General features: G+C 67.4%; 10 protein-coding genes. 4 read left to right on the forward strand and 6 right to left on the reverse strand.

What is annotated here, in order from left to right; translation table 11 throughout:
• Window positions 1-108 precede the first annotated feature (108 nt).
• Window positions 109-1,491: an NAD-dependent malic enzyme gene (locus DFO65_RS13820; RefSeq protein WP_113905019.1), complete on the reverse strand. Its 1,383-nt coding sequence runs from the start codon at window positions 1,489-1,491 to the stop codon at window positions 109-111.
• A gap of 250 nt (window positions 1,492-1,741) precedes the next feature.
• On the opposite strand from DFO65_RS13820, the gene DFO65_RS13825 reads away from it, so the two are divergent.
• The gene (locus DFO65_RS13825) at window positions 1,742-2,530 is read left to right on the forward strand and encodes an IclR family transcriptional regulator (protein ID WP_113905020.1); all 789 of its coding nucleotides are present in this window, start codon (window positions 1,742-1,744) and stop codon (window positions 2,528-2,530) included.
• A 288-nt stretch (window positions 2,531-2,818) separates the two neighbouring features.
• Here DFO65_RS13825 and aceE read toward each other — a convergent pair whose 3' ends face one another.
• The 4 genes from aceE to uraD all read right to left on the reverse strand — a co-directional run bounded on the left by aceE (window position 2,819) and on the right by uraD (window position 7,565).
• The gene (aceE, locus tag DFO65_RS13830; RefSeq protein ID WP_113905021.1) at window positions 2,819-5,587 is read right to left on the reverse strand and encodes a pyruvate dehydrogenase (acetyl-transferring), homodimeric type; all 2,769 of its coding nucleotides are present in this window, start codon (window positions 5,585-5,587) and stop codon (window positions 2,819-2,821) included.
• A 65-nt stretch (window positions 5,588-5,652) separates the two neighbouring features.
• The gene (pucL, locus tag DFO65_RS13835; protein ID WP_113905049.1) at window positions 5,653-6,537 is read right to left on the reverse strand and encodes a factor-independent urate hydroxylase; all 885 of its coding nucleotides are present in this window, start codon (window positions 6,535-6,537) and stop codon (window positions 5,653-5,655) included.
• 213 nt (window positions 6,538-6,750) lie between these two features.
• Entirely contained in the window at window positions 6,751-7,074 is a 324-nt protein-coding gene (gene uraH / locus DFO65_RS13840) for a hydroxyisourate hydrolase (RefSeq protein WP_113905022.1), read from the reverse strand.
• Window positions 7,071-7,565, reverse strand: a complete 495-nt coding sequence (gene uraD / locus DFO65_RS13845) for a 2-oxo-4-hydroxy-4-carboxy-5-ureidoimidazoline decarboxylase (RefSeq protein ID WP_113905023.1) — start codon at window positions 7,563-7,565, stop codon at window positions 7,071-7,073. The genes uraH and uraD overlap by 4 nt, the downstream gene beginning before the upstream one ends.
• A gap of 305 nt (window positions 7,566-7,870) precedes the next feature.
• On the opposite strand from uraD, the gene aceB reads away from it, so the two are divergent.
• The 3 genes from aceB (at window position 7,871) to bcp (ending at window position 11,343) form a co-directional block, all read left to right on the forward strand.
• Window positions 7,871-9,475: a malate synthase A gene (aceB, locus tag DFO65_RS13850; protein ID WP_113905024.1), complete on the forward strand. Its 1,605-nt coding sequence runs from the start codon at window positions 7,871-7,873 to the stop codon at window positions 9,473-9,475.
• 92 nt (window positions 9,476-9,567) lie between these two features.
• A complete protein-coding gene (locus DFO65_RS13855; RefSeq protein WP_113905025.1) occupies window positions 9,568-10,728 on the forward strand; it encodes a glycerate kinase in 1,161 nt (386 codons plus the stop codon).
• Window positions 10,729-10,872: 144 nt separating this feature from the next.
• The gene (gene bcp, locus DFO65_RS13860; RefSeq protein WP_113905026.1) at window positions 10,873-11,343 is read left to right on the forward strand and encodes a thioredoxin-dependent thiol peroxidase; all 471 of its coding nucleotides are present in this window, start codon (window positions 10,873-10,875) and stop codon (window positions 11,341-11,343) included.
• Between the two features lie 66 nt (window positions 11,344-11,409).
• Here bcp and DFO65_RS13865 read toward each other — a convergent pair whose 3' ends face one another.
• On the reverse strand, window positions 11,410-12,435 hold the full coding sequence (locus DFO65_RS13865; protein WP_113905027.1) for a hypothetical protein: 1,026 nt from the start codon (window positions 12,433-12,435) through the stop codon (window positions 11,410-11,412).
• Between the last annotated feature and the right edge of the window lie 123 nt (window positions 12,436-12,558).

Consider the following 12,558-nt stretch of genomic DNA (forward strand, 5'->3'; position numbering starts at 1 on the left):
GCCGATCGCCTCGGCGAGGACCCTGAGCCCCCGTCGGAACTCCCGTTCGCCGCGGCGAGTCGGGGACGGAAAAGACGGCCGGCCTCCCGCAGGAGGCCGGCCGGTCGCTCAGGAGGTGGAGACGGCTTTGACTGCCGCTGCGACCTTCGTGGCGACTTCGGGGTCGAAGACGGACGGGACGACATACCCGGGATGGAGCTCCTCCTCCGGGATGCAGGAGGCGATCGCGTCCGCGGCGGCGACCATGATGTCGTCGTTGATGTCCGTGGCCTCGGCGTCGAGGAGACCGCGGAAGATGCCCGGGAACGCGAGGACGTTGTTGATCTGGTTCGGATAGTCGCTGCGTCCGGTGGCGACGACGGCGGCGTACTTGAGCGCCTCGGCGGGGTCGACCTCGGGATCGGGGTTGGCCATCGCGAAGACGAGGGCGTCCTTGTTCATCGCCTTGATGTCGTCACCGTCGAGGACGTTGGGAGCGGAGACTCCGACGAACACGTCGGCACCGACCATGGCCTCCTTGAGGGAGCCCTCGAAGCCTTCGGGGTTGGTGTTGTCCTGCAGCCACTTCTTCTGCTCGGTGTTGACCGTCGAGTTCGGTCCGATGGCTCCATCGCGACCGCAGGCGATGATGTTCTTCGCACCGGCGACCTGGAGGAGCTGGATGATGGCGTTGCCCGCGGCGCCGACGCCGGAGACGACGATCCGCACGTCCTCGATCTTCTTGCCGACGACCTTGAGCGCGTTCTTCAGGGCGGCGAGGGTGACGATGCCGGTGCCGTGCTGATCGTCGTGGAAGACGGGGATGTCGAGCTCGTCGCGCAGGCGGCGCTCGATCTCGAAGCAGCGGGGAGCGGAGATGTCCTCGAGGTTGATGCCGCCGTAGGCCGGGGCGATCGCCTTGCAGATGGCGATGATCTCCTCGGTGTCCTTGGTGTCGAGCGCGACGGGCCAGGCATCGACTCCGGCGAACTGCTTGAACAGGACGGCCTTGCCCTCCATCACGGGCATGGCAGCCTCGGGCCCGATGTCGCCGAGGCCGAGAACCGCGGTGCCGTCGGTGACGACCGCGACGGTGTTGCGCTTGATGGTCAGACGACGGGCATCGGCCTTGTTCTCCGCGATCGCCTTGCACACGCGGGCGACACCGGGGGTGTAGGCACGGGAGAGGTCGTCGCGATTGCGCAGCGGAACCTTGGGGGTGGATTCGAGCTTGCCGCCGATGTGGAGGAGGAACGTGCGGTCGGAGACCTTCTGGACGTCGACGCCGTCGAGCTTGGCCAGCTCCGAGGAGACCTCTTCGGCATGGGCGACATCGCGGGTGTCGGCACTGACGTCGATGACGACGGTCTTGGGAGTCGATTCAACGACGTCGAGTGCGGTGACCACGGCACCGGTGGCGGCGACGGTGGCGACGAGGTCGGACGACGACGCCTGACCGACCGCGGTGTCCACCCGAAGAGTGATTGAGTAGCCGGGACTTGGAGCAGCCATGGAAGATATCCTCTCTGATGAATCTTTTCCGTATGATGGATATTACCTTCTGTATAGTGGAAAATCCAAGCGAGAAGGCGCTCAGTGGAAACTTTCTTCCATTATTGCGAGTAGACTTGCCGGTACGCTCCGCTCGCCGGACCGCTGCCGTCAGAGGACCAGCAGACCGCGCCGAGCGCGACCCAGGCTTTCCCAGCCGACTCAGCGCTGAGCGGCTCCAGATCTCACTGACAGAGGAAGAGGAACTCGGATGACCACCAGACCAACGGTAGCCCCGGCGATCCGCCAGACCAAGGGCGGCGTCCAGTCCGTGGAACGCGCCTTCGGACTCCTCGACTGCATCGCCAACTCCTCGGGCAGCGCGACGCTCAGCCATATCGCCGCCGAGGTCAACCTCCCCCTCCCCACGATCCACCGCCTCCTCAACACGCTCGTCAACCTCGGCGTGGTCCGGCAGCTGCCCAACCGCGGGTACGCCCTGGGGCCGGGCCTCGTCCGGCTGGGCAATCTCGCCGGCCAGCAGCTCGGCGCGATCGCCCGCCCCTACCTGCGCAACCTCGTGCAGGAGCTCGGTGAGAGCGCGAATGTCGCGACCCTCGACGGTGACATGGTCGTCTATGTCGATCAGGTCGCCTCGCAGCGGCAGATGCGGATGTTCACCGAGGTCGGGCGCCGCACCCACATGCATGACACGGGAGTCGGCAAGGCGATCCTCGCCGAGCTCGAGCCCGAGCAGGTGCGCAGCATCGTCGCGACGGCCGGGATGCCGACGCCGACCGAGCACAGCATCGGCACGATCGAGGACCTCGAGGCCGAGCTCGAGCGGATCCGCGAGCGCGGGTACTCGATCGACGAACAGGAGCAGGAGCTGGGCGTGCGCTGCTTCGCGATGTCGATTCCCGATGCCCCCGCTCCGCTGGCGATCTCGGTCTCGGGACCGATCAGCCGGGTCGACCAGGCCTTCGCCGACCGCGCGATCCCGCTGCTGCGCTCGGCGGCCGAGCAGATCTCGCGCGAGATGAACGGCGGCGCCGCGTAGGATCTGCGGGCACGCCTGGGCCGGGCGGTCAGCCCGCGCCGCCGCTGCCGCTGCCAAGAAGTGCGATTGCGACGGAGAAGTGCCGCGCGTCTCCACTTCTCGGCAGCGGTTCCGCACGACCGCAGCATCAAACCCGCGTGTCTCCACTTCCCGGCAGCGGTTCCGCACGACCCCGGCTCCCGCGCCCGGTGACGACAGAGGCCGGCTCCCCACGAGGATGTCGTGGTGAGCCGGCCTCTGTCATGTCAGCCGGCAGCTGAGCGCCGTGCCAGCCGGCCGCTCAGCGTCTCAGGAATCGCCTCCGGCGGCACCCGAGGTGCCGGCGTTGACGTCGTTGAGACGGTAGCGCTTGGCCGCCTCGACGGGCACCCAGCGCTCGATCTCCCCACGGTCGGCGAGCAGCTGCAGGGTGCGGACCACCATGGAGTGCGCGTCGATCTTGAAGTGACGACGAGCGGCGGCACGGGTGTCGGAGAATCCGAATCCGTCGGCACCGAGGGTCGCGAAGTCCTGCTTGAGGAACGGCCGGAGCAGGTCGGGCTGCGTCGACTCGAAGTCCGAGGTCGCGACGATCGGCCCGGGTTCGGCGCCCAGTCGCTGGGTGACGTAGGGCACCCGCGGCTCGGCCTCGAAGTTCGTCAGCTTCTCCTCTTCGCAGGCCAGCGCGTCACGGCGCAGTTCGGCCCACGAGGTCACCGACCACACGGCGGCGTCGATTCCCCACTCCTGCGCGAGCAGCGCCCGGGCCTCGAGAGCCCACGGCACGGCGACTCCGGACGCGAGCAGCTGCGCCTTCGGCCCGCTGCCCAGAGTCGCCTCGGCGACCCGGTGGATGCCGCGGAGGATGCCGTCGACGTCGACGTTCTCCGGCTCGGGCGGCTGGAGCATCGGCTCGTTGTACACGGTGATGTAGTACATGACGTTGCGGGCATCGTCGCCGAGGTCGTGCTCGCCGTACATGCGGTGCAGACCGTCGCGCATGATGTGGCCGATCTCGTAGCCGAAGGCCGGGTCGTAGATGCGCATGGCCGGGTTGGTCGCGGCGAGCACCGGCGAATGCCCGTCGGCATGCTGGAGACCCTCGCCGGTCAGGGTGGTGCGTCCGGCGGTGGCGCCGATGATGAACCCGCGCGTCATCTGATCGGCCGCGGCCCAGAAGGCGTCGCCCGTGCGCTGGAACCCGAACATCGAGTAGAAGACGTAGATCGGGATCATCGGCTCGCCGTGCGTCGAGTACGACGTCCCCGCGGCGGTGAATCCGGCGGCGGCTCCGGCCTCGTTGATGCCCACGTGGAGCAGCTGACCGGTGGCGGCCTCCTTGTAGGAGAGGAACAGCTCCCTGTCGACGGCGAGGTAGTTCTGGCCGTTGGGGTTGTAGATCTTCGCGGTCGGGAAGAACGCGTCGATGCCGAAGGTGCGCGCCTCGTCGGGGATGATCGGCACGATCCGCTGACCGACGCCCTTCTCCCGCATCAGGTCCTTGAGCAGACGGACGAAGGCCATCGTCGTGGCGGCCTGCTGCTGGCCCGAGCCCTTCTTCGTCTGCGCGAACGCCTTGTCGCTGACCGCGGGCAGGGTGGCCGATGACCGCTCGGGCTTGCGGTTGGGCAGGAATCCGCCCAGCTGCCTGCGCTTCTCGAGCATGTACTGGATCTCTTCGGACTCGAATCCCGGGTGGTAGTAGGGAACCGCGTAGGGATCGGAGTCGATGACCTTGTCGGAGATCGGGATGTCCATCCGGTCGCGGAAGACCTTGATGTCCGCGGCGGTGAACTTCTTCATCTGGTGCGTCGCGTTGCGCGACTCGAAGGACGTGCCGAGCCCGTAGCCCTTGACGGTCTGGACGAGGACGACGGTCGGCTTGCCCTGGGTGTTCACCGCGTGCTGGTAGGCGGCATAGACCTTGTGGTAGTCGTGCCCGCCGCGCTTGAGATTCCAGATGTCGTCGTCGGACAGGTTCTCGACGAGGCTCTTCGTCACCGGGGAGCGGCCGAAGAAGTTGTCGCGGATGAACCCGCCGGACTCCGCCTTGAAGGTCTGGTAGTCACCGTCGAGGGTCTCGTTCATGATCCGCACGAGCTCACCCGTGCGGTCGGCGGCGAGCAGCGAATCCCATTCGCGTCCCCACAGCACCTTGATGACGTTCCACCCGGCGCCGGTGAACACGGCTTCGAGCTCCTGGACGATCTTGCCGTTGCCCCGCACCGGTCCGTCGAGGCGCTGGAGGTTGCAGTTGACGACGAAGGTGAGGTTGTCGAGTCCCTCGTTGGCGGCCAGCTGGAGCGCACCGCGCGACTCCGGCTCGTCCATCTCGCCGTCGCCGAGGAAGGCCCACACGCGCTGATCCGCGGTGTCCTTGATCCCCCGGTTGTGGAGGTAGCGGTTCATCTGCGCCTGGTAGATCGCGTTGATCGGGCCCAGGCCCATCGACACGGTCGGGAACTGCCAGAACTCGGGCATCAGCCTCGGGTGCGGGTAGGAGCTCAGCCCGTTCGGGGCCTTCGAGGCCTCCTGCCGGAATCCGTCGAGCTGCTCGGCGGTCAGCCGGCCCTCGAGGAAGGCGCGCGAGTACATGCCCGGTGAGGCATGGCCCTGGAAGAACACCTGGTCGCCGCCGCCGGGGTGGTCCTGGCCGCGGAAGAAGTTGTTGAAGCCGATCTCGTAGAGGGTCGCCGCACCCGCATAGGTCGAGATGTGGCCGCCGACGGAGATCTCCGGGCGCTGTGCACGGTGGACGAGCATCGCCGCGTTCCACCGCAGCCACTTGCGGTACTTGCGCTCGATGCGCTCGTCGCCGGGGTACTCGGGTTCCTGATCGGCCGGGATCGTGTTGACGTAGTCGGTGGTCGTGACCTTCGGCTGCGACACCGAGTGGGTCGAGGCCCGGCGCCGCAGCGCCTCCATGATCTCGCTCGCGCGCAGGGTGCCGCGCTCGTTGACGAGCCCCTCCCAGGACTCGAGCCATTCGTCGACCTCTTCGTCGACGACGTCCCTCGGGATCGCCGAGGTGGTTCCTGCGCCAGTCTGGGCTCCTGGCTGGGATGACAGTGCTGTCATGGTGTTCCCTCTCATGCAAGTCGGGTCCACGGGAGGTGTTCCCGTGGACCCGTGGACAGTTCAGATCAGCAGAAACCGGCGACCGAAGCCCAGGCTTCCTTTGATTCCTCGACACCGTCGCGGGTGAAGGTTGCTTCGATCAAACCATACGGGCGATCGGCGACGATGAACACTTCGTTGGGGTTCTCCAGCCCGAAGCGCTCGATGTCGTAGAGGAAGTGGTGCTTGTTGGGGCAGGAGAAGCGGATCTCGTCGATCTCGTCGACCTGGTCGATGACCTTCTCCCCCATCTGGTACAGCGTGTGCTGCAGGGCGTGGGAGTAGTGGTCGGTGAACGAGTCGAGGATGATCTCCTTGACCTTGCGGTACACGCCCTCGAAGTCGAGGTCGGTGGTGTTGTAGAGCCAGCGGGTGGCGATGTCGGTCGCGAGGATGCGGTCCTCGGTCTCGGGCAGGGTCGTGTACTTGTCCTTCGGGTACCCGACGAAGCCGGACTCGGTGGTCTTGAGGACCGTGAGGTCCTTGAACCCGGAGATGAGGACGTCCTTGTCGCCGTCACGGGTGAGCACCGCGGTGCGGACCTCGGGCGCGGACCTGTAGAACGAGTGAGCGTGGTCGTTGATGCGGTCCCATCCGAACTCCTCGGCCGCCCACCGGCCGCCGGTGACCCAGTCGAAGTTCGAGGTGTAGTGGTCGGCCAGCGTGAGCAGGAACTGCTCGGGGGAGGTCACGCCGACTTCCTTCGCCTTGGCGAAGATCGTGTTCTTCTGGGTGTCGGTGGGCACGACGTGCTCGTTGTTGCCCTCGGTGTGCGCGGTCTCGAAATCGCCCCACAGCTGCGAGGTGACGTTGAGGTCGCGGATCTCGTGACGGTCCGAGTCCCGGTAGACCCGCATGAGACGGTTCTCCGCCTTGCCGTACTGGTTGGTCGTCAGTTTCACCTTGCTCATCTTCTTGCTCCTGTTCTCTTGGCGCAGGATGCCGTCTTCGTCGACGGACAGTCGTCCTGCACCGACCATTTGATCTGCGAGGTTGTCGCAAGCCTCACGGCTTTCGGCGAACATCGGCGGTTTGTTGAGGATGTGACTCCTGCAAGGGGGCCTGCTTCCCCTCGAATGACTGCGAGACGGGCCGGCGCACGTGCCGGCCCGGCCGTCGGCGGCTCAGTTGCCCCGGTAGGTGCTGTACGCGAACGGGCTGAGCAGCAGCGGGATGTGGTAGTGGGCCTCGCCCGCCTTGACCGTGAAGTCGATCGTCACCTGGGGATGGAAGTGGTCCTGGCCGCGGGACTCGAAGTACTCGCCGGTGGCGAAGACGATCCGGTAGTCGCCGGGCTCGAGGTGGTCGGGGCCGAACTCGACGACGCGGCCGTTCTCATCGGTGCGGGCGCTGACGATCTCCTCGGAGCCCGAGTAGAGCGTGACGGCGAGATCGCGGGCGGGAGTTCCGGCGGTCGAGTCGAGGGCGTGGGCGGTGATGTAGCTCATGCGAAGATTCCTGTCAGTCGGGTCTCGGCGATCTGGTGGAGCTGCTCGCCGACCTCGGCGAGCTCGGCCTCCTCGGAGTTGTCCATGCGGCGTTCGAGCTCGGCGAGGATCTCCTCCGGGTCGCGACCGGCGGCGCGGATGAGGAAGACCCGGTCGAAGCGCTCCTCGTAGGCGGCGTTGCCGCGGGCGAGCCGCTCGGCGACGCTTCCGTCGATGGCACCGAGGCCCGCCTGCTCACGGGAGGACAGGGCCGCCTCGGCGGAGTCGCCCTTGGCCTTCTCGCCGATGCGGGGGTGGTGGGACAGCGCGCGGGCGATCTCGTCCTCGTGGAGCGGATTGGCGCTGCGCCGGGACGATTCGAGGATAGACTCGACATCGTCGTACGGCCGTGCGGCGACGACGCCGTCGATCCACCGATCGACGTCCAGGCATGGGCGCAGCACCTCGTGCGCCTCGTCGGCCGGGAGCCGGTTGAAGTCGTTCAGGTCCACTCTGACCTCCTCGTGGGGATCTGCCCGTCTTCCGCTCGGTGAGTGGCCGGCAGTCGCTGCGCGGCAGCGACAGGACTTTCACATCCCGGAAGAAGTTTTCCATTCTCTTGCTACGAGTGTGATCGCGGCCTCCGGAGAAGTCAAATCGGCCGGCGCCCGCTCACACCCCGACCCCCGAGTCGAGCGGGCGCGAAGCAGAGCCTGTAAAGTCACTCGAAATTTGGAAATGCTCTTCCGCATCATGGATACTCATGGTGGATGAACACTTCTCAGGAGTTTTTTCGTTAGGAAAGGACAAACAGCTCATGAGCATCGAAATCAACCAGCCCTACGAGGTGGCTGGCTCTCAGACCATCCTCACCGCCGAGGCGCTGGCCTTCGTCGAAGAGCTCCACCGGAAGTTCGCGCCCACGCGCAACGATCTGCTCGCAGCGCGCAAGGACGCGCAGAAGGCTGCGTCGGAGTCGGGCACCCTCGACTTCCTCCCCGAGACCGCGGAGATCCGCTCCGGTGACTGGAAGGTCGCCGAGGCGCCTGCCGCCCTGACCGACCGCCGAGTCGAGATCACCGGCCCCCCGTCGCCGGCGAAGATGGCCATCAACGCGCTCAACTCCGGGGCGAAGGTGTGGCTGGCATGCCTCGAGGACGCACTCTCGCCGACGTGGCGCAACCTCGTCGACGGGCAGAAGAACCTCTACGACGCGCTGCGCGGACAGCTCGAGTTCACCTCCCCCGAGGGCAAGGAGTACTCGGTCAGCGACTACTCGACCGCCCCGGTCGTCGTCGTCCGCCCCCGCGGATGGCACCTGCCCGAGAAGCACATCCTCATCGACGGTGAGCCCGCCGTCGGCGCGCTCGTCGACTTCGGCCTCCACTTCTTCCACAATGCGGCCCTCGGCCATGAGAAGGGCCTGGGGCCGTTCTACTACCTGCCCAAGCTCGAGTCCCACCTCGAGGCACGCCTGTGGAACGACATCTTCACCTTCGCCGAGGAGAAGCTCGGACTGCCGCACGGCATCGTGCGCGCGACCGTCCTCATTGAGACCATCCCCGCCGCGTTCCAGATGGACGAGATCCTCTACGAGCTGCGCGACCACGCCTCGGGACTCAACGCCGGCCGCTGGGACTACCTGTTCTCCATCATCAAGTATTTCCGCAGCTCGGGAACGCAGTTCGTGCTCCCCGACCGCGCCGATGTGTCGATGAACCAGCCGTTCATGCGCGCCTACACCGAGCTGCTCGTGTCGACCTGCCACAAGCGCGGCGCCTTCGCGATGGGCGGAATGGCCGCCTTCATCCCCAACCGCCGTGAACCCGAGATCACCGAGCGCGCCTTCGCCAAGGTCCACGAGGACAAGGCCAGGGAGGCCGGCGACGGGTTCGACGGCTCGTGGGTCGCCCACCCCGACCTCGTCGACATCTGCCGCGAGGAGTTCGACAAGGTGCTCGGTGACAAGCCCAACCAGGTCGACCGACTCCGCGACGACGTCTCGGTCTCCGCGTCCGACCTCATCGACCTGTCCTCCGTCAGCGGGGACGTCACCGAGGAGGGTGTGCGCACCAATCTCTACGTGGCGATCTACTACACGGCGATCTGGCTCTCGGGCAACGGCGCCGTGGCGATCCACAACCTCATGGAGGACGCGGCGACCGCCGAGATCTCCCGGTCGCAGATCTGGCAGCAGATCCACAACGGCGTCGTCACCGCCGACACCGGGGCGCAGATCACCGAGGACTACGTCTCCGGCCTCCTCGACGATGAGCTCGAGAAGCTGCGCGGCGACATCGGCGACGCGGAGCAGTTCGAGAAGTTCTTCGTCCCCGCCGCCGAGCTCGTGCGCAACATGACGCTGCGCGGCGACAGCTACGAGGACTTCCTCACGCTCTCGGCCTACGAGCAGCTGGCCTGAGCCGCGGGCCTCGCGCGGCGGGCCCCGAGGTCCGGGCCCGCCGCGCGTGATCCGCTCCCCCGCCCATCACGACAATGATGTTGGATGCAACCATGAGCCCAGACGCCCCGTCCCCCGCCCCGCGCATCGTCTGCGCGCCGGACTCCTTCAAGGGGTCCGCCACCGCCGCCGAGGCCGCCGCCGCGCTCGCCCGCGGTGCCCGGCAGGTCTTCCCCGATGCCCACATCACCGATCTTCCCTTCGCCGACGGCGGCGAGGGCACCCTCGATGCGCTGCTTGCCGTGTGGGCCACCCCGGCGCGGTCCGTCGAGGTCGTCGACGCCCTCGGCCGGCCCACCACCGCCGCCTACGGGGTCTCCGCGGACGGGAGGACCGCCGTCATCGAGGCCGCCCAGGCCAACGGGCTGCCCCAGGTCTCCGACGTCACCCTCGAGCCCGAGCGCGCCGACACCTACGGAGTGGGCCTCATCGCCCGCCACATCCTCGACGAGGGCGTCGAGGAGATCCTCCTGTGCATCGGCGGTTCGGCGACGACCGATGGCGGAGCCGGCCTCGTCCGCGCGCTCGGCGCCGCTCTCCTCGACGACACCGGAGCCCCGATCCCGCCGGGCGGCGGCGGGCTGGCCCACCTCGCCTCCGTGGACACGAGCGGTCTCGACCCCCGCGCACTCGGCGTCCGCTGGCGCATCGCCGTCGACGTCGACAACCCGCTCACGGGTGAGCGCGGAGCCGCCGCGGTCTTCGGTCCGCAGAAGGGCGCGGACCCGGCCACAATCGCCCGCCTCGACGCCGGACTCGCCCACTTCGCCGAGGTGCTCGCCGAGACCCCGGACGCGGCCCGCGCCCTGGCCGGGACCTCTGGTTTCGGCGCGGCCGGCGGGATCCCACTGGCCCTGACGCAGCTCCTCGGCGCCGAGGTGGTCCCCGGCTCCCGGATGGTCGCCGAGACCGTGGGGCTGGGCGAGGCACTCGCCGACGCCGACATCGTCCTCACCGGCGAAGGCTCGTTCGACTCGCAGTCCCTCGGGGGCAAGGTCGTCGCGGCCGTGCGGGATCATGCCCCCGCCTCGGCGACGGTCGTCGTCGTGGCGGGCCGTGTCGCCCTGACCCCCGCCGAGTGCCGGGAGGCCGGGGTCACCGCCGCGCTGTCGATCGCTCCGGGGCCCGCGGAGCTCGCCGAGCTCTCGGCGCGGGCCGAGGAGCTCATCGAGGCGACCGCCGCGCAGGCGTGCGCCCTGCTGGCCGCGCGCTGAGACGATGCGCCGCGGCGCTCGGACCGTCGACCGAGCAGACTGACGGCCGCCCACCTCGGCGAGAAGCACCACCCCGATCAGCCATCCGTCCGCACGAACCGCGAGCACCGCACCCGGCGGCCTCGCACACTCGAAAGGAATCTCATGACACGTCATCTCGAAGCCGGCCAGACCGCCCCGGACTTCACCCTCTCCGACGCCGACGGCACCACCTACTCGAAGTCGGGCCTGGCCGGTCGGAAGGTCATCCTCTACTTCTACCCGAAGGCCGCGACCCCCGGCTGCACGACCGAGGCCTGCGACTTCCGCGACAACCTCGCCTCGCTGACGGCTCTGGGCTACCAGGTTCTCGGGGTCTCCCCCGACGACGCCGAGGCGCTGCGCTCCTTCGCCGCTTCCGAGCACCTGACCTTCCCGCTGCTCTCCGACGCCGACGCCGCCGTCGCCAAGGCCTATGGCGCCTTCGGTGAGAAGACGGTGAATGGGAACACCTTCGACGGAGTGCTGCGCTCGACGTTCGTCATCGACGAATCGGGGACGCTCTCGAGCGTCGAGTACGACGTCTCCGCCGAGGGCCACGTCCGCCGCCTGCGCGAGGAGCTCGAGGCCGCCTGACCCCTCCTGTGATGTGAAGGGACAAATTCGACGTGGCGCCACGTCGATTTTGTCCCTTCACATCATTCACGGGCGGAGGCGTGGCCCGGCGTGGGCAGCCTGCATCCTCTCGGCCACGATGCGCTTGATCTCCTCGAACGCACGCGCCGAGTAGAGGTCGCGCCACACGAGGTGGATCACCCGATAGCCGCGTGCCGCCAGCCAGGCGTCGCGGACCTTCTCGTCCTCGATGGCGACGCGCGTTCTGGCCAGGTCCATGAGGTACTTCTCCAATCCGTCGAACTCGACGATCGTCTTCGACGCCTCATGGCAGAAGTCGACGCGGACACGGACCTCGCCGAACCTGTCGCGGAACTCCACCTGCGGGACGAATCCATTGATCCCGTGCTCGAAGAATCGCACCGCGACCACCGATTCACCCGGGGATTCCCGTCTCGCGTCCATCAGGTCCAGAGCAGTTCGGACCCGCGCCTGGCCGCGCGCTTCCCGACGATCCTCGACCATGGAATCGAGCTCGCCTACGGTTGTCAGTCCGTGGTGCAGAGCATGATCGAGCATCGCCACCGCCGAGGTGGTGGCATGGGTCAACGCGACATCGATCAGGGTGCGCTCGATCGTCGTCACCCGGTAGATTCCCACCACGGTCACATGCCGGCCAGGCAGCTTCGCATGCCGAACCTGGAGATGGCGATGCTTCTGCGGGACGGTGGCCCGATAGACCTCGACTCTCTCGGACGGCCGGTCCACCACCGGCAGGCCGTGGATCACCGCTGCTGAGAGGTGCGAGAAGGTCTCGTGACGCTCATCGAGTTCAGACGCCATGATCGCCTGCGCGATCTTCTCCGCGCGCGCTCGAATGAGGACCTTGATCCGTTCCTCTCGGTCACGACTGTTCCCGAACTCCGGCAGCGCCTCGGCGTACTTCTCCTGCACGGCCTGCCAGATGACCAGGTGCGCCTCATCGGAGCACACTCCCATGCTGACGTGCCGACCTCGTGCGACCCGACGAAGGCAGCATTTCACCGCACGGGCGATCTCCCGCTTGGACACACCGGAGCGAAGGAGCTCCGCCGTCGTGATGACCCGGTACATGATCCAATGATGACACAAAAAGCCATCAAACAACAGCAAACTAAATCAAAGCATCAAGTCGGTGTTAGCACCGCACCGGCACTCCCACGCGCCTACGCCCACAGAAGTGATGCGAAGGGACTG

This window comes from Brevibacterium sanguinis (genome assembly GCF_003315415.1).
GTDB lineage: Bacteria > Actinomycetota > Actinomycetes > Actinomycetales > Brevibacteriaceae > Brevibacterium > Brevibacterium celere_A.

Excerpts from the sequence above, each read along its gene's own strand:
- DFO65_RS13820 (WP_113905019.1), bottom strand. The coding sequence starts at position 1,491 with ATGGCTGCTCCAAGTCCCGGCTACTCAATCACTCTTCGGGTGGACACC.
- DFO65_RS13825 (WP_113905020.1), top strand. The coding sequence starts at position 1,742 with ATGACCACCAGACCAACGGTAGCCCCGGCGATCCGCCAGACCAAGGGC.
- aceE (WP_113905021.1), bottom strand. The coding sequence starts at position 5,587 with ATGACAGCACTGTCATCCCAGCCAGGAGCCCAGACTGGCGCAGGAACC.
- pucL (WP_113905049.1), bottom strand. The coding sequence starts at position 6,537 with ATGAGCAAGGTGAAACTGACGACCAACCAGTACGGCAAGGCGGAGAAC.
- uraH (WP_113905022.1), bottom strand. The coding sequence starts at position 7,074 with ATGAGCTACATCACCGCCCACGCCCTCGACTCGACCGCCGGAACTCCC.
- aceB (WP_113905024.1), top strand. The coding sequence starts at position 7,871 with ATGAGCATCGAAATCAACCAGCCCTACGAGGTGGCTGGCTCTCAGACC.
- DFO65_RS13855 (WP_113905025.1), top strand. The coding sequence starts at position 9,568 with ATGAGCCCAGACGCCCCGTCCCCCGCCCCGCGCATCGTCTGCGCGCCG.
- bcp (WP_113905026.1), top strand. The coding sequence starts at position 10,873 with ATGACACGTCATCTCGAAGCCGGCCAGACCGCCCCGGACTTCACCCTC.
- DFO65_RS13865 (WP_113905027.1), bottom strand. The coding sequence starts at position 12,435 with ATGTACCGGGTCATCACGACGGCGGAGCTCCTTCGCTCCGGTGTGTCC.